Below are 17255 nucleotides of genomic sequence, written 5' to 3'. Positions count from 1 at the left end.
GCCCTTACAATTAGCCTGGAGTCCAGTACATGCATCCGCGCATCCTTGAGGTCACCCAGCGGCTGGTCGAGCGCAGCCGTGCCACCCGCGAACGCTACCTGCAGCTGATTCGCGGCGCGGCCAGTGAAGGCCCCATGCGTGCCAGCCTGCAATGCGCCAACTTCGCCCACGGCGTGGCCGGTTGCGGCAGCGAGGACAAGCAGACCCTGCGCCTGATGAATGCGGCCAACGTGGCCATCGTCTCGGCCTACAACGACATGCTCTCGGCGCACCAGCCGTACCTGCACTTCCCCGAGCAGATCAAGCAAGCCCTGCGCGAGGTCGGTTCGGTCGGCCAGTTCGCCGGTGGCGTACCGGCGATGTGCGACGGCGTGACCCAGGGCGAGCCGGGCATGGAGTTGGCGATTGCCAGCCGTGAAGTGATCGCCATGTCCACCGCCGTGGCCTTGTCGCACAACATGTTCGACGCCGCGCTGATGCTGGGCATCTGCGACAAGATCGTCCCCGGGCTGATGATGGGCGCACTGCGCTTTGGCCACCTGCCGACCATCTTTGTCCCCGGTGGGCCGATGGTTTCCGGTATTTCCAACAAGCAGAAGGCCGACGTGCGCCAACGCTACGCCGAGGGCAAGGCCAGCCGCGAGGAACTGCTGGAATCGGAAATGAAGTCCTACCACAGCCCGGGCACCTGTACCTTCTACGGCACGGCCAACACCAACCAGCTGGTGATGGAGGTGATGGGCCTGCACCTGCCGGGCGCCTCCTTCGTCAACCCGTACACACCGCTGCGCGACGCGCTCACTGCCGAGGCCGCGCAGCAGGTCACGCGCATGACCAAGGCCAGCGGCAACTTCATGCCGTTGGGGGAAATCGTCGATGAGAAGGCGCTGGTCAACTCCATCGTTGCCCTGCACGCCACCGGCGGCTCGACCAACCATACCCTGCATATTCCGGCGATTGCCCAGGCGGCGGGGATCCAGCTGACCTGGCAGGACATGGCCGACCTTTCCGAAGTGGTGCCGACCCTGTCCCATGTCTACCCCAACGGCAAGGCCGACATCAACCACTTCCAGGCCGCTGGTGGCATGGCTTTCCTGATTCGCGAGCTGCTCGATGCCGGGCTGCTGCACGAGGACGTCAACACCGTGGCCGGCCATGGCCTGCGTCGCTACACCCAGGAGCCGTTCCTCGACGACGGCAAGCTGGTGTGGCGCGAAGGGCCGCAGCACAGCCTGGACGAAAGCATCCTGCGCCCGGTGGCCCGACCATTCTCGGCCGAAGGCGGCCTGCGGGTGATGGAAGGCAACCTTGGCCGAGGCGTGATGAAGGTTTCCGCGGTCGCCCCGGAACACCAGGTGGTCGAAGCCCCGGCCCGCGTGTTCCACGACCAGCAGTCGCTGGCCGATGCCTTCAAGGCCGGCGAGCTGGAGCGTGATTTCGTCGCCGTGGTGCGCTTCCAGGGCCCGCGTTGCAACGGCATGCCGGAACTGCACAAGCTCACGCCGTTCCTCGGTGTGTTGCAGGATCGCGGCTACAAGGTCGCGCTGGTCACCGACGGGCGCATGTCCGGCGCCTCCGGCAAGATCCCGGCAGCCATTCATGTCTGTCCCGAGGCGTATGACGGTGGCCCGCTGGCGCGGGTGCGCGACGGTGATATGGTGCGGGTTGATGGTGTCGAAGGCACGCTGCGGGTACTGGTGTCGGCCGAAGAACTGGCCAGCCGCGACCTGCCGCCAGCGCCCCAGGGCAACGACCTGGGCTGCGGACGCGAGCTGTTCGGCTTCATGCGCATGGCGTTCAGCCCGGCAGAGCAGGGCGCCAGCGCCTTCACCTCGGCTCTGGAGAACCTCAAATGAAGGACCTGCTGGTTGGCGACATCGGCGGCACCAATGCCCGTTTTGCGTTATGGCGTGACAACCAGCTACATGCCGTGAAAGTCTTCGCCACCGAGGACTACACCAGCCCGGAACAGGCCATCGAGGCTTACCTTGAAGGCCTGGGCATCGCCCGCGGCGGCGTGACTGCTGCCTGCCTGGCGGTGGCCGGGCCGGTCAATGGCGACGAGTTCCGCTTCACCAACAACCATTGGCGCCTGAGCCGTCAGGCGTTCTGCCAGCGGCTGCAGATCGAGCAGTTGTTGTTGATCAACGACTTCACCGCCATGGCGCTGGGCATGACCCGCCTGCGCGATGGCGAGTTCCGCGAAGTGTGCCCGGGCCAGGCCGACCTTTCACGCCCGGCATTGGTCATTGGCCCAGGCACCGGTTTGGGTGTCGGCTCCCTGTTGCGAGTGGGTGAGCGTTGGTGCGCCTTGCCAGGCGAGGGCGGGCACGTCGACCTGCCGGTGGGCAATGCCCGCGAAGCAGCAATCCACCAACAGATCCACGCCCAGATCGGCCACGTCAGCGCCGAAACCGTGCTCAGTGGCGGTGGCCTGCTGCGCCTGTACCAGGCAATCTGTGCACTGGACGGCGACACACCCCGACACAAGACCCCGGCGCAGATCACCGATGCTGCGCTGGCCGGCGAACCGCAGGCGCTGGCGGTGATCGAACAGTTCTGCCGATTCCTTGGCCGAGTGGCGGGTAACAATGTGCTGACCCTGGGTGCGCGCGGTGGGGTTTATATTGTCGGCGGTGTAATCCCGCGCTTTGCCGAGCTGTTCCTGCGTAGCGGGTTCGCCACCAGCTTTGCCGACAAAGGCTGCATGAGTGGCTACTTCGCCGGCGTGCCGGTTTGGCTGGTGACGGCCGAATTTTCCGGGTTGCTCGGGGCAGGAGTGGCCTTGCAGCAAGCGCTGGATCACGGATAGGTGACTGGAGGCCGCCCAGCAGCCCCGATAGCAGGCAACCAAGACCTGTAACCAGACAAAAGGAAGGACCACCTTGAGCACTGCCGGTAAATCGATCCTGATGGTCGACGACGACCAGGAAATCCGCGAACTGCTGCAGACCTACCTGAGCCGCTCCGGCTTCCAGGTACATGCCGAAGCCGACGGCAGGGGCTTTCGCCGCGCCCTGGAGACCACCCCCTTTGATCTGGTCATCCTCGACGTCATGTTGCCCGACGAAGACGGCTTCAGCCTGTGCCGCTGGGTACGCCAGCACCCGCGCCAGGCACGGGTACCGATCATCATGCTCACTGCCAGCTCGGACGAAGCCGACCGAGTCATTGGCCTGGAACTGGGCGCCGACGACTACCTGGGCAAACCGTTCAGCCCGCGCGAACTGCAGGCGCGGATCAAGGCCCTGCTGCGCCGGGCCGAATTCGGCCAGGCGGCGCCGGGCGGTGCGGTGCTGGCTTTCGACGACTGGCGCCTGGACACGGTCAGCCACCGCCTGTTCCATCGCGATGGCGAGGAGGTGATGCTCTCCGGTGCTGATTTCGCCCTGCTCAAGCTGTTCCTCGACCATCCCCAGCAGATCCTTGACCGCGACACCATCGGCAACGCCACCCGCGGCCGCGAGCCGATGCCGCTGGACCGTATCGTCGACATGGCAGTGAGTCGCCTGCGCCAGCGCCTGCGCGATACCGACAAACCCCCCCGGCTGATCCGCACCGTGCGCGGCAGTGGCTACCTGCTGGCTGCCCATGTCTGCAGTGGCTCCTGAGCGGCGCTGGCGGCTGCTCCCGCGCTCCCTGCTGGGGCGCATGCTGCTGCTGACCTTGCTGGTGGTACTGCTGGCCCAGGGCCTGTCCAGCATCATCTGGGTCGCCCAGTTGCGCGCCAGCCAACTGCAAGGCCTGCGCGCCAGCGCCAGCAGCCTGGCCCACTCGATGAGCGCCAGCGTCAGCTACTTTCGCTCGTTGCCGGTGGGTTACCGGCCCATGGTGCTCGACCAGCTGCGCAGCATGGGCGGCACGCGCTTCTTCGTGTCGCTCAACGCCAAGCCGTTGGACATGCCGGTGCTGCCCGTCACCCCGCGCAAGCAGGCGGTGATCGACGTGTTCCAGCAGGTGCTGCATGAGCGCCTGGGTTCGCAGATGGAAATTTCCGTGGCATTCGTCGGCCCCGACGACCTGCGCATCTTCAATAGCGGCCTCAAGCTCGACGAGCTGCCACGCTCATGGGCGCACTACTCGTTGACCCTGGAACCGCTCAATCCGCCGGTGCTGGTGACCCAGATCCGCCTGGGCGAGGGCGAGTGGCTGTACATTGCCTCGCTGCTGCCCGAACCCTATACCAGCCTGGAAGCCGAACGCCTGCCGCGCCAGCAGATCGGCTTCATCGTGCTGACCACCGTCTTGCTGCTGTTGTTCATCGGCCTGCTGGTGCACTGGCAGAGCTGGCCGCTCAAGCGCCTGGCACGCGCCGCGCGAGAGATGTCGCTGGGGGCCGATGTGGCGCCGGTGGCTGAAGGCGGGGGTAGTGAGGTGGTGGAAGTGGGGCGGGCGTTCAACAGCATGCGCGAACGTATCAGCCGCTACCTGACCGAGCGTAGCCAGCTGTTCAGCGCCATTTCCCATGACCTGCGCACGCCGATCACCCGCCTGCGCCTGCGCGTCGAGCTACTGGAGGACGAACGTCTGCAGGCCAAGTTCAGCCAGGACCTGGATGAACTTGAGTTGCTGGTAAAAGGTGCCTTGCAGTGCGTGAAGGACACCGACATCCACGAAAACATCGAGCCGGTCGATCTCAACCAGGTACTGGAGATCCTTGCCGAGCCTTACCTGGGCGATGGCCGCATCAACCTCGAAGGTCGGGCGCTGGCGCCGTACCCGGGCAAGCCGCTGGCGCTGCGACGTTGCATCGGCAACCTGATCGACAATGCCATCAAGTACGGCGAGCGGGCTCGGTTACGCATCATCGACACTGCCGAGGGCTTCGTGCTGCAGGTAGACGACCAGGGCCCGGGGGTGCCCGAGCAGCAGCTGGAGCAGGTGTTCGAGCCGCACTTTCGCCTGGCGGGGCAGCAACAGGGCTATGGGCTGGGATTGGGAATCGCACGCAACATTGCCCATAGCCATGGTGGGGAGGTAAGTCTGCTCAACCTTCGCGAGGGCGGGTTGCGGGTGACCTTGTACCTGCCGCGAGGCATGGACTGAGCGCTCGTAGTACCGACGCCGGCAAGCGAAATGTCACCGCATGGTGACAATCCTCCGGCCCTTCGTGACATCCCGCCCAACCCCACTGACTAGAATTCGCACACGACTGGCAAGGATCAAGCTGGCCCATGAACACCTGCAACCTGCCTGCCATCCGTTGGCTCGATACCCCGGCCCACAACGCTTGGCGCCTGGCTGAAGCGCAGCGCCTGCTGGCTTTCGCCAAGGCTGCGAAACTGCCCGAGGGCTATGGCAGCCTCGATGCCAGGGGGCAGCTTCCTCCTGGCGCCTGCGCCGACACCCTGAACACTGCGCGCATGACCCACTGCTTCGCACTGGCCCACCTGCAGGGTCTGCCCGGTTACCTGGACTATGTCGAACACGGTGTCGCCGCCCTGCGCGGCGCCATGCAGGATGCCAGCTACGGCGGCTGGTTCGCCCACCCCGATGGCGATACCGACAGCGGCAAGGCGGCCTACCTGCATGCCTTCGTTGCCCTGGCTGCCAGCTCGGCCGTGCTGGCCGGCGCCGCCGATGCCCCCGCTCTGCTTGCAGATGCAGTGCGGATACTCGACACGCATTTCTGGAGCGAAGAGGAGGGGGCCCTCAGGGAGGCCTTTTCCCGCGCCTGGCAACTGCCCGAGCCCTACCGTGGCGCCAACAGCAACATGCACGCGGTCGAGGCCTTCCTGGCCTTGGCAGACGTCACGGGCGACAACCTGTGGCTGCAACGTGCCTTGCGCGTTGCCGAGCGCATCATCCATACCCATGCCGCGGCCAACGGTTATCGCGTCATCGAGCATTTCGACGCCTTCTGGCAGCCATCGCCGCACTACAACCAGGAACACCCGGCTGATCACTTTCGGCCTTATGGCACCACGCCGGGGCATGCCTTGGAATGGGCGCGGTTGCTGCTGCACCTGGAGGCCAGCCTCGAACGGGCCGGCCTACAGGCGCCGGGCTGGCTGGCGGACGACGCCCGTGCGCTGTTCGATGCAGCCTGCCTGCAGGCCTGGAATGTCGATGGCGCGGAGGGGTTCGTTTACACCCTGGACTGGGCCGATCGGCCGATGGTGCGGGCGCGCCTGCATTGGGTGCACGCCGAAGCCTGCGCCGCAGCGGCGGCGCTGTTGCAGCGCACCGGCGAGGCGCAATACGAGCAGTGGTATCGGCGCTGCTGGGACTTCATTGCCAGTCATTTCATCGACCTGGTTGGGGGCAGCTGGTACCACGAACTCGATGCGCACAACCAGCCGGCCGGGACGCTGTGGCCGGGCAAACCCGACCTCTATCACGCTTACCAGGCATTGCTGCTGCCGGGCTTGCCGCTGGCGCCGAGCCTGGCCAGCAGCCTGGCTGGCAATGTAACCAAACGATGACATTCACGCATCGCTTCGTTACCTGACGAGGCGCGCACGCTGTTTAGACTCAATGCAACGCAAGCGACCGACTTGCACGGCATAACAACAAGAAAGGTGCTTCGATGAACTCCACGTTTCGTCTCGCTGCCGCTGTTTCCATCGCCTCGCTCGGGGCTTCGCTGTTTCCACTGATTACCCTCGCTGCCGATTCCAAAGGCAGTGTCGAGGTGGTGCACTGGTGGACATCCGGTGGTGAAAAAGCGGCGGTCGATGTGCTCAAGGCCCAGGTCGAGAAAGATGGCTTCACCTGGAAGGACGGCGCTGTCGCCGGCGGCGGTGGTGCCACGGCCATGACCGTGCTCAAGAGCCGCGCCGTGGCGGGCAACCCGCCGGGTGTCGCGCAGATCAAGGGGCCGGACATCCAGGACTGGGCAGCCACCGGCCTGCTCGACCCCGATGTGCTCAAGGATGTGGCCAAGGAAGAGAAGTGGGACACGCTGCTCGACAAGAAAGTGGCCGACACCGTGAAGTATGACGGTGACTACGTGGCCGTACCGGTGAACATCCACCGCATCAACTGGCTGTGGATCAACCCCGAAGTCTTCAAGAAGGCCGGCATCGACAAGGCGCCGACCACCCTCGACGAATTCTATGTCGCCGCCGACAAGCTCAAGGCTGCCGGCTTCATCCCCCTCGCCCACGGCGGCCAGCCATGGCAGGACAGCACCGTATTCGAAAGCGTGGTGCTGGCGGTGATGGGTGTCGATGGCTACAAGAAGGCCCTGGTCGACCTCGACAATTCGGCGCTGACCGGCCCGCAGATGATCAAGGCGTTGACCGAGCTGAAGAAGGTCGCCACCTACATGGACCCGGATGGCAAGGGCCAGGACTGGAACCTCGAAGCGGCCAAGGTCATCAACGGCAAGGCCGGCATGCAGATCATGGGCGACTGGGCCAAGAGCGAATGGACCCTGGCGAAGAAAACCGCCGGCAAGGACTACCAGTGCGTGCCATTCCCTGGCACGGACAAGGCGTTCCTGTACAACATCGACTCGCTGGTGGTGTTCAAGCAGAACGACGAAGGCACCGCTGCCGGCCAGCAGGCCATCGCACGCAAGGTGCTGGGCCAGGACTTCCAGAAAGTTTTCAGCATCAACAAGGGCTCCATTCCGGTACGCAACGACATGCTGGCCGACATGGACAAGTATGGCTTCGATGCCTGCGCGCAAACCTCCGCCAGGGACTTCCTCGCCGACGCCAAGAGCGGCGGGCTGCAGCCGAGCATGGCGCACAACATGGCCACCACGCTGGCCGTGCAGGGCGCGTTCTTCGATGTGGTGACCAACTACATCAACGACCCGAAGGCCGACCCGGCCGATGCGGCGAAGAAGCTGGCGGCGGCGATCAAGGCTGCCCAGTAAAGCAGCCGCTGCTGCCGTTGTAGGAGCGGCCTTGCGTCGCGACGGGCTGCGCAGCAGCTCCAAATACCTGTGCACTCGATCCTCCCGTCAGGGGTTGGCCTTGAGTCCCTTGGGTCTGCTGCGCAGCCCGTCGCGACACAAGGCCGCTCCTACGGGCGAGTGCAGCGCCTTCGAGGTGAACCATGAGCACAATTACCGCCCAATTGCGGGCCTCACCCCTGGACGCGCTTCAGCGCTGGCTGCCCAAGCTGGTGCTGGCGCCGAGCATGTTCATCGTCCTGGTGGGCTTCTACGGCTACATCCTCTGGACCTTTGTCCTGTCCTTCACCACGTCGACCTTCCTGCCGACCTACAAGTGGGCCGGCCTGGCCCAGTACGCCCGGCTGTTCGACAATGACCGCTGGTGGGTGGCGAGCAAGAACCTGCTGCTGTTCGGCGGCCTGTTCATCGCCATCAGCCTGGTCATCGGCGTGCTGCTGGCGGTCCTGCTGGACCAGCGTATCCGCCGCGAAGGCTTCATCCGCACCATCTACCTGTACCCCATGGCGCTGTCGATGATCGTTACAGGCACTGCCTGGAAGTGGCTGCTCAACCCGGGCATGGGCCTGGACAAGCTGCTGCGTGACTGGGGCTGGGAGGGGTTCCGCCTGGACTGGCTGATCGACCCGGACCGGGTGGTGTACTGCCTGGTGATTGCAGCGGTCTGGCAGGCATCGGGCTTCATCATGGCGATGTTCCTCGCCGGCCTGCGCGGTGTCGACCCGTCGATCATCCGCGCCGCCCAGATCGACGGCGCCAGCCTGCCGCGCATCTATTGGCGTGTGGTGCTGCCCAGCCTGCGCCCGGTGTTCTTCAGCTCGCTGATGATTCTCGCGCACATTGCCATCAAGAGCTTCGACCTGGTGGCGGCGATGACCGCCGGCGGACCGGGTTATTCGTCCGACCTGCCGGCGATGTTCATGTATTCGTTCACCTTCAGCCGCGGGCAGATGGGCATGGGTTCGGCCAGCGCCATTCTCATGCTCGGGGCGATCCTGGCGATCCTCGTGCCTTACCTGTACTCGGAGCTGCGGAGCAAGCGCCATGCATAGCCCTGTCGACAAACCGGTGCTGAGCCTCAGCCGCATCGCCATCCACGCGGTATTGTTGCTGGCCGTGTTGCTGTACCTGGTGCCGCTGGTGGTGATGCTGCTGACCAGCTTCAAGACCCCGGACGATATCAGCACCGGCAACCTGCTGAGCTGGCCGGTGGTGTTCAGTGGTATCGGGTGGGCCAAGGCCTGGGCCACGGTCAGCGGTTACTTCTGGAACTCGATCATGATCACCGTGCCGGCGGTACTGATCTCCACCGCGATCGGTGCGCTGAACGGCTATGTGCTGTCGATGTGGCGCTTCCGCGGCTCGCAGCTGTTCTTCGGCCTGCTGCTGTTCGGCTGCTTCCTGCCGTTCCAGACCGTGCTGCTGCCGGCCTCGTTCACCCTCGGCAAGCTCGGCCTGGCCAGCACCACCAGCGGCCTGGTACTGGTGCACGTGGTCTATGGCCTGGCCTTCACCACACTGTTCTTCCGCAACTTCTACGTCAGCATCCCTGATGCGCTGGTCAAGGCTGCGCGGCTGGATGGCGCCGGGTTCTTCACCATCTTCCGCCGCATCATCCTGCCGATGTCCACGCCAATCATCATGGTCTGCCTGATCTGGCAATTCACCCAGATCTGGAACGACTTCCTGTTTGGCGTGGTGTTCTCCAGCGGCGACTCGCAACCGATCACCGTGGCCTTGAACAACCTGGTCAACACCAGTACCGGGGCCAAGGAATACAACGTCGACATGGCAGCGGCGATGATCGCCGGCCTGCCAACCCTGCTGGTGTACGTGGTGGCAGGCAAATATTTCGTTCGCGGCCTGACGGCTGGCGCGGTAAAGGGGTAAGTCATGGCAACGCTCGAACTTCGCAATGTGAACAAGACCTACGGCAGTGGCCTGCCGGACACCCTCAAGGATATCCAGCTGTCGATCAAGGATGGCGAGTTCCTGATCCTGGTCGGCCCGTCGGGCTGCGGCAAGTCGACCCTGATGAACTGCATTGCCGGCCTGGAGCAGATCACCGGCGGTGCGATCCTCATCGACCAGCAGGATGTCAGCGGCATGAGCCCGAAGGACCGCGACATCGCCATGGTGTTCCAGTCCTATGCGCTGTACCCGACCATGAGCGTGCGCGAGAACATCGAGTTCGGCCTGAAGATACGCAAGCTGCCCCAGGCTGCCATCGACGAGGAGGTGGCACGGGTGGCCAAGCTGCTGCAGATCGAGCATCTGCTGGCGCGCAAACCGGCCCAGCTGTCTGGCGGCCAGCAGCAGCGCGTGGCCATGGGCCGGGCGCTGGCGCGGCGGCCGAAGATCTACCTGTTCGATGAACCGCTGTCCAACCTCGATGCCAAGCTGCGCGTCGAGATGCGCACCGAAATGAAGCTGATGCATCAGCGCCTGAAGACCACCACCGTGTACGTCACGCATGACCAGATCGAGGCCATGACCCTGGGTGACAAGGTGGCGGTGATGAAGGACGGCATCATCCAGCAGTTCGGCACTCCGCAACAGATCTACAACAACCCGGCCAACCAGTTTGTCGCCAGCTTCATCGGTTCGCCGCCGATGAACTTCATCCCGGCCCGCCTGGCCAAACAGGATGGTCGCCTGCTGGCGCTGCTCGACAGCGGCCAGGCACGCTGCGAACTGCCTTTGGGGCTGGCGGCCGACGAGCTCGAGGGGCGCGAGATCATTCTAGGCATCCGTCCCGAGCAGATCGCGCTGGGCAACGGGGAGGGCAACGGCTTGCCTGGCATCCGTGCCGAGGTGCAAGTGACCGAGCCTACCGGGCCGGACCTGCTGGTGTTCGTCACCCTCAACCAGACCAAGGTCTGCTGCCGCCTGGCGCCGGATGTGACGTGCCAGGTAGGTGACAACCTGAACTTGCAGTTCGACCCGGCCCGGGTGCTGCTGTTCGACGCCGACAGCGGCGAGCGCCTGCACCTGGCCAGCTCCGCCGCCGCAGTAAAGGACAACGTGGCTCACTTCAAGGGCCGTTGATTCGTCTACACCATCAATAAGAAAAAAGAGGACGCAAAGGGATGGAACAGCGCAAACGCATCAGGACATTGGGCTCGCTGGCCTTGCTTGCCATCGTTGGCAGCAGCGGCGCGCAGGCTGCCGAGGCCTTTTCCAGCGAATCGAAGTGGATGACCGGCGACTGGGGCGGCACCCGCACCGAGTTGCTGGAAAAGGGCTATGACTTCACCCTGGATTACGTCGGTGAGGTAGCCGGTAACCTGCACGGCGGCTACAACGATGACAAGACCGCGCGCTACAGCGACCAGTTCGCGCTTGGTGCACACCTGGACCTGCAGAAGATTCTCGGCTGGCACGATGCCGAGTTCAAACTGGCAATCACCGAGCGCAGTGGCCGCAACCTGTCCAACGACCGCATCAGCGACCCGCGCGCCGGGCAGTTCAGCTCGGTGCAGGAAGTGTGGGGCCGCGGCCAGACCTGGCGCCTGACCCAGATGTGGATCAAGCAGAAATACTTCGACGGCGCGCTGGACGTGAAATTCGGCCGCTTCGGCGAAGGCGAGGATTTCAACAGCTTCCCTTGCGACTTCCAGAACCTGGCCTTCTGCGGCTCGCAGGTGGGCAACTGGGTCGGTGGCATCTGGTACAACTGGCCGGTGAGCCAGTGGGCCCTGCGGGTCAAGTACAACATCACCCCGGAATTCTTCGTCCAGGTCGGTGCCTTCGAGCAAAACCCTTCCAACCTGGAAACCGGCAACGGCTTCAAGCTTAGCGGCAGCGGCACCAAAGGCGCGATACTGCCGGTGGAAGCGGTGTGGTCACCCAAGGTCAATGGCCTGCCCGGTGAGTACCGCCTGGGTTACTACTACAGCACGGCCAAGGCCGATGATGTATTCGACGATGTCAACGGCAACCCGCAGGCGCTGACTGGCGAAGCCTTCAAGTCGCACTCCAGCAAGCATGGCTGGTGGGTCGTGGCCCAGCAGCAGGTGACTGCCCACGCTGGCGATGTCAACCGTGGCCTGAGCCTGTTCGCCAACTTCACCGTGCACGACAAAGCCACCAACGTGGTCGACAACTACCAGCAGGTCGGGTTGGTCTACAAAGGCGCCTTCGACGCCCGGCCCAAGGACGATATCGGCTTCGGCGTGGCACGCATTCATGTGAATGACGATGTGAAGAAGCGCGCCGAGCTGCTGAACGCCCAAAGCGGTATCGACGATTACGACAACCCCGGCTTCGTGCCGCTGCAACGCACCGAGTACAACGCCGAACTCTATTACGGCTTCCACGTCACCAACTGGCTGACCGTGCGGCCCAACCTGCAGTACATCAAGAGCCCCGGCGGGGTCGACGAGGTGGACAATGCGCTGGTCGCAGGGTTGAAGATTCAGTCGTCATTCTAAGGGCAATTGTTGTAAATTTACGCCAATCCCATTTCGGCCCCCGGCACCCACTGGCTTGCAGTGGGTATCGGGGATAGGCCGAGATAGCGCTGTCTCAAACAACAAGAGCCCTGAACATGCCCGAACATCCGCTTCATCGCTTCTTCACCTCGCAGCGGCCTCGGCCGACATTCGAGTGGGAGCGTTACCAGCAGCGCGATGTGCTGATCATCGACCACCCACGCTGCCAGGCTGTGTTCAGCCGCCAGGGCGCGCAACTGCTGCATTTCCAGCCAGCCGGCGAACGGCCCTGGCTGTGGTGTGCCGAGCAGTGGCCACAGGTCGGGGCGATCCGCGGTGGTGTGCCGGTGTGCTGGCCTTGGTATGGCCGTCATCCCAGCGAAGACCTGTGGCCGGCCCATGGCTGGGCGCGCCTGCTGGACTGGAAACTGGTCGACAGCCGCGAGGACGAGGAGGGCGTTACCCTGAAATGGCGGCTGGACCTGTGCGACTGGCAGGTCGACCTGCATGCCCGGCTGGGCAGTCGCATGGAGCTGAGCCTGAGCACCGAGCACCAGGACAGCGAACCCTGCCAGTTGAGTCATGCCCTGCTGGCCTACTGGTGTATCAGTGACGTGTCCGAGATAGCGCTGTCCGGGCTCGAGGACATCGAAGGCTACGACCGCCTCAACCGCCAGGCATGCCGCGAGGATGGCGCGCTGAAGCTCAAGGGCGGCTGCCAGAGGGTCTACCCCGGTACGCCACGGGTACAGCTGCAGGACCCGGCCTGGCAACGTGAATTGTGCATCGATACTGGCGACAGTGACGACACCGTGGTCTGGCACCCGGGCAATCGCCCGCTGATGGGGGTGAGCGGCCGCGAATGCCAGCGTTTCGTCTGCGTCGAGGCCGCCAGCGGCAGTGGCGAAGGCCTGAGCCTGGCGCCGGGGCAGCGTGCCCACTTGCGTTTGCAGGCGCACCGGCTCAGTTGAGTTCGTCGTCCTCGATCGGGTAGCGGCTGGCGTTGAGGCTTTCCTTGATCTTGCGCAGGTGTGGCTGGAAGTCCACGCCACGGCGCAAGGTCATGCCAGTGGCCAGCACATCGAGCACGGTCAGCTGGATGATCCGCGAAGTCATCGGCATGTAGATATCGGTGTCTTCCGGCAACGGAATATGCAGGCTCAGGCTGCAGGCATTGGCCAATGGCGAACCGGCGGCCGTCAGGCCCAGCACCGAGGCGCCGTTTTCCCGGGCAAGGCGCGCCACCTCGACCAGTTCGCGGGTGCGTCCGGTATAGGAAATGATTACGAACAGGTCGCCAGTGTGGGCAACCGAGGCCAGCATGCGCTGCATCAGCACGTCGGCGTGGGCCGACACCGCCAGGTTGAAGCGGAAGAACTTGTGCTGGGCATCCAGCGCCACCGGGGCAGAGGCGCCCAGGCCGAAGAAATGGATCTGCCGCGCCTGGATCATCATGTCCACGGCACGGCTGACCTGCTGTGGGTCCAGTTGCTGGCAGGCGCTGTCGAGCGAGGCGATGGCGCTGGCAAAGATCTTCTGGGTATAGGCTGCCGGATCATCGTCGGCCTCTACCGCGCGGCTGACGTATGCGGCGCCGCTGGCCAGGCTTTGCGCCAGTTGCAGCTTGAGCTCGGGGTAGCCGCTGACGCCGAACGAACGGCAGAAGCGGTTGACGGTCGGTTCGCTGACCTTGGCCGCCTGGGCCAGCGCAGCGATGCTGAAACGGGTGGCTTGTTGCGGGTTGAGCAGGATGACTTCGGCGACTTTGCGTTCGGCCTTGTTCAGCTCGTCGAGGCGTCCCTGGATCTGTTCCAGGAGGTTTCGCACGCGGTCCATGGGGTGTGTCCTTGGGTCGGGAAGACAGCCGGCTGTGGGAGCAGCAGGCTTTTTGCACGGTCGTCTATCGTACTGTCGGCGCGGTTGGCGTACCACTTGTCTGTAACACTAGTGTCGAATGTTGTGGTTTTTACTACATTATCCCTTGAAAACCGTATGTGAAAGCGGTATTCCTAGACCAACTTTGGGAAAGAACCAACATCATGGCTGCGATCAGTGTCGAACCTTGCACCTTTGCCCTGTTTGGCGCCCTCGGCGACCTGGCATTGCGCAAGCTGTTTCCAGCGCTTTACCAGCTCGACCGGGCCAACCTGTTGCACCCGGATACCCGCCTGCTGGCATTGGCCCGTGAGGCCGGAACGGCACAGGACCACCTGGACAGTATCGAAGCGCACCTGCGCCGGCATGTGCCCGAGGCTGACATAGAGCCCGCCGCGCTAGGGCGCTTCCTTGCCCGCCTGAGCTACCAGCACCTGGACTTCCTCCAGCCCGAGGGCTATCAAGCCCTGGCCGAGCAGTTGCAGGGCGAGCTGCCGCTGATTGCCTATTTCGCCACGGCGGCGGCGGTATATGGCGCCATCTGCGAGAACCTCGACAAGGCCGGTCTGGCCGAGCGCACCCGGGTAGTGCTGGAGAAGCCCATCGGCCACGACCTGGAGTCGTCGCGCCGGGTCAACGACGCCGTGGCGCGGTTCTTCCCCGAGAACCGGGTCTACCGCATCGACCATTATCTGGGCAAGGAGACGGTGCAGAACCTGATCGCCCTGCGCTTCGCCAACAGCCTGTTCGAAACCCAGTGGAACCAGAACTCCATCTCCCATGTGGAGATTACCGTCGCCGAGAAGGTCGGTATCGAAGGCCGCTGGGGTTACTTCGACAAGGCCGGTCAACTGCGCGACATGATCCAGAACCACCTGTTGCAGCTGTTGTGCCTGATCGCCATGGACCCGCCCAGCGAACTGTCTGCCGATGCTATCCGTGACGAGAAAGTCAAGGTGCTCAAGGCCCTGGCACCGATCACGGGTGAGGGGCTGAGCACCCGTGTGGTGCGCGGCCAGTACATTGCCGGCTACAGCGATGGCAAGCCGGTGCCCGGCTACCTCGAGGAAGACAACGCCAACGCCCAGAGCGACACAGAAACCTTTGTCGCCCTGCGTGCCGACATCCGCAACTGGCGCTGGTCCGGCGTGCCGTTCTACCTGCGCACCGGCAAGCGCATGCCGCAGAAACTGTCGCAGATCGTCATCCATTTCAAGGAAACCCCGCACTATATCTTCGCTCCGGAACAGCGTTTGCAGATCGGTAACAAGCTGATCATCCGCCTGCAACCGGACGAAGGCATTTCCTTGCGGGTAATGACCAAGGAGCAGGGCCTGGACAAGGGCATGCAACTGCGCAGCGGCCCGTTGCAACTGAATTTTTCCGACACCTGGCGCAGCGCGAGGATTCCGGATGCCTATGAGCGGTTGTTGCTCGAGGTGATGCGCGGCAACCAGAACCTGTTCGTGCGCAAGGATGAAATCGAATATGCCTGGAAGTGGTGCGACCAGTTGATTGCCGGCTGGCGTAATGCGGGCGATGCGCCCAAACCTTATGCGGCCGGTTCCTGGGGGCCGATGAGCTCGATTGCTCTGATCACACGCGACGGGAGGGCGTGGTATGGGGATATCTGAACTGAAACTGCCAGGCTCGGTGAACGTGCACGAGCTGGCCAATGCCGAGGCCCTGGCCGTGCGCCAGGCGCATGACGTGGCTGCACGCCTGCGCGAGGCGATCGCCAGCAAGGGGCAGGCCTGCGTGGTGCTGTCTGGCGGTCGCAGCCCGGTACCGTTCCTCGAACAGCTGGCCAGTGAAGACCTCGACTGGGCCAGGGTCACCGTCAGCCTGGCCGATGAGCGTTGGGTGCCGGTGGAGCACGCCGACAGCAATGCCGGCCTGCTGGCTCGCCATCTGTTCAAGGGCGCAGCGGCCAAGGCCCGTTTCGTTGGCTTGTACCAGCAGGCGGAAAACCTCGACGCCGCCGCCATCAAGGCCGACCAGGCCCTGGCCGAGCTACCGCCGATCGATGTGCTGGTGCTGGGCATGGGTGACGATGGCCATACCGCTTCGCTGTTCCCCGCCAGCCCCAACCTGGAGGCCGGCCTCGACCTGGCCAACCCACGTCGCTGCCTGCCTATGCTGGCACCGAGCGTACCGCGCCAGCGCTTGTCCATGAGCCGCGCGTTGCTGGCCAGTGCTGCTTTCACTGCACTGTCCGTGCAAGGGCAGGGCAAACTCGCTACCCTGCGCGCCGCGCTGGCTGGCACCGACCTTACGGAAATGCCGATTCGCGCTTTTCTTCACGCCCCCCTGGACATCTACTGGTGCCCATGAGCCAAGGATCCACAGTCATGACCACCCTCGAACGCCCACAGCCCAAGCTCTCGATGGCCGATAAAGCCGCACGGATCGATGCCATTTGCGAAAAGGCGCGCATCCTGCCGGTGATCACCATCGCCCGCGAGGACGACATCCTGCCCTTGGCTGATGCCCTGGCCGCCGGCGGTATCCGTACCCTGGAGGTGACCTTGCGCTCCCAGCATGGCCTTAAAGCCATCCAGGTATTGCGCGAGCAGCGCCCGGAGCTTTGTGTCGGTGCCGGCACCGTGCTCGATCGCCGCATGTTCGCGGCAGTTGAAGCTGCCGGAGCGCAGTTCGTTGTCACCCCCGGCATTACCCAGGACATCCTCGAAGCAGGCGTAGACAGCGAGATCCCGTTGCTGCCGGGCATCAGCACGCCATCCGAAATCATGATGGGCTACGCCCTGGGTTATCGCCGTTTCAAGCTGTTCCCGGCGGAAATCTGCGGCGGCGTAGCGGCTATCAAGGCCTTTGGCGGCCCATTCGGCGACATTCGCTTCTGCCCGACCGGCGGGGTCAACCCAGGCAATGTGCGCAACTACATGGCGCTGGCGAATGTGATGTGTGTAGGGGGCACCTGGATGCTCGACAGCAGCTGGATCAAGAACGGCGACTGGGCGCGGATCGAGGCGTGCAGTGCGGAGGCGATCGCGCTGCTGGACGCCAACTGAATTTGTTGTGTGCTTTTACGGCTTGTGGGGCGCTTGGTCGGCGCCCCT

The 17255-nt window shown here is 64.1% G+C and carries 15 protein-coding genes; 14 read left to right on the top strand and 1 reads right to left on the bottom strand.

Annotation, left to right across the window (positions count from 1 at the left end):
- Nucleotides 1-29: 29 nt before the first annotated feature.
- The 11 genes from edd (at nt 30) to ACVWZT_RS03870 (ending at nt 13271) form a co-directional block, all read left to right on the top strand.
- Entirely contained in the window at nt 30-1856 is a 1827-nt protein-coding gene (gene edd, locus ACVWZT_RS03920; RefSeq protein WP_296231011.1) for a phosphogluconate dehydratase, read from the top strand.
- Nucleotides 1853-2812 carry a glucokinase gene (locus tag ACVWZT_RS03915; RefSeq protein WP_296231010.1) on the top strand — a complete coding sequence of 320 codons (960 nt, stop codon included), beginning with the start codon at nt 1853-1855 and terminating at the stop codon, nt 2810-2812. The genes edd and ACVWZT_RS03915 overlap by 4 nt, the downstream gene beginning before the upstream one ends.
- 73 nt (nt 2813-2885) lie before the next feature.
- The gene (gene gltR / locus ACVWZT_RS03910) at nt 2886-3611 is read left to right on the top strand and encodes a two-component system response regulator GltR (RefSeq protein ID WP_296231009.1); all 726 of its coding nucleotides are present in this window, start codon (nt 2886-2888) and stop codon (nt 3609-3611) included.
- Entirely contained in the window at nt 3592-5046 is a 1455-nt protein-coding gene (locus ACVWZT_RS03905) for an ATP-binding protein (RefSeq protein WP_457468253.1), read from the top strand. Before gltR ends, ACVWZT_RS03905 begins: the two co-directional genes overlap by 20 nt.
- Before the next feature lie 128 nt (nt 5047-5174).
- On the top strand, nt 5175-6425 hold the full coding sequence (locus tag ACVWZT_RS03900) for a D-mannose isomerase (RefSeq protein ID WP_457468251.1): 1251 nt from the start codon (nt 5175-5177) through the stop codon (nt 6423-6425).
- 104 nt (nt 6426-6529) lie between these two features.
- Nucleotides 6530-7828: an ABC transporter substrate-binding protein gene (locus ACVWZT_RS03895; protein ID WP_457468250.1), complete on the top strand. Its 1299-nt coding sequence runs from the start codon at nt 6530-6532 to the stop codon at nt 7826-7828.
- A 182-nt stretch (nt 7829-8010) separates the two neighbouring features.
- A complete protein-coding gene (locus ACVWZT_RS03890) occupies nt 8011-8919 on the top strand; it encodes a carbohydrate ABC transporter permease (RefSeq protein WP_225780590.1) in 909 nt (302 codons plus the stop codon).
- Nucleotides 8912-9757, top strand: a complete 846-nt coding sequence (locus tag ACVWZT_RS03885; protein ID WP_225780591.1) for a carbohydrate ABC transporter permease — start codon at nt 8912-8914, stop codon at nt 9755-9757. The genes ACVWZT_RS03890 and ACVWZT_RS03885 overlap by 8 nt, the downstream gene beginning before the upstream one ends.
- A gap of 3 nt (nt 9758-9760) precedes the next feature.
- Nucleotides 9761-10915, top strand: a complete 1155-nt coding sequence (locus tag ACVWZT_RS03880; protein ID WP_296231000.1) for an ABC transporter ATP-binding protein — start codon at nt 9761-9763, stop codon at nt 10913-10915.
- A 41-nt stretch (nt 10916-10956) separates the two neighbouring features.
- A complete protein-coding gene (locus ACVWZT_RS03875) occupies nt 10957-12300 on the top strand; it encodes a carbohydrate porin (protein ID WP_225780593.1) in 1344 nt (447 codons plus the stop codon).
- 116 nt (nt 12301-12416) lie between these two features.
- A complete protein-coding gene (locus ACVWZT_RS03870) occupies nt 12417-13271 on the top strand; it encodes a D-hexose-6-phosphate mutarotase (RefSeq protein ID WP_296230999.1) in 855 nt (284 codons plus the stop codon).
- Here the strand turns inward: ACVWZT_RS03870 and hexR are convergent.
- Entirely contained in the window at nt 13264-14127 is an 864-nt protein-coding gene (gene hexR, locus ACVWZT_RS03865) for a DNA-binding transcriptional regulator HexR (RefSeq protein WP_169774905.1), read from the bottom strand. The two genes, ACVWZT_RS03870 and hexR, sit on opposite strands and share 8 nt — an antisense overlap.
- A 212-nt stretch (nt 14128-14339) precedes the next feature.
- On the opposite strand from hexR, the gene zwf reads away from it, so the two are divergent.
- From zwf to ACVWZT_RS03850, 3 genes are read left to right on the top strand one after another with little or no spacing between them, the layout of a single operon-like run.
- Entirely contained in the window at nt 14340-15809 is a 1470-nt protein-coding gene (gene zwf / locus ACVWZT_RS03860; protein WP_457468248.1) for a glucose-6-phosphate dehydrogenase, read from the top strand.
- Nucleotides 15796-16509, top strand: a complete 714-nt coding sequence (gene pgl, locus ACVWZT_RS03855; protein WP_296230996.1) for a 6-phosphogluconolactonase — start codon at nt 15796-15798, stop codon at nt 16507-16509. Before zwf ends, pgl begins: the two co-directional genes overlap by 14 nt.
- A 17-nt stretch (nt 16510-16526) precedes the next feature.
- Complete coding sequence (locus ACVWZT_RS03850; protein ID WP_296230995.1) at nt 16527-17207, top strand: bifunctional 4-hydroxy-2-oxoglutarate aldolase/2-dehydro-3-deoxy-phosphogluconate aldolase; 681 nt, start codon at nt 16527-16529, stop codon at nt 17205-17207.
- The last annotated feature ends 48 nt before the right edge of the window (nt 17208-17255 follow it).

The organism is Pseudomonas sp. TE21394 (assembly GCF_054057835.1).
Note: the sequence above shows the minus strand (reverse complement) of the source record. Positions and strands in the feature narration are given on the sequence as shown.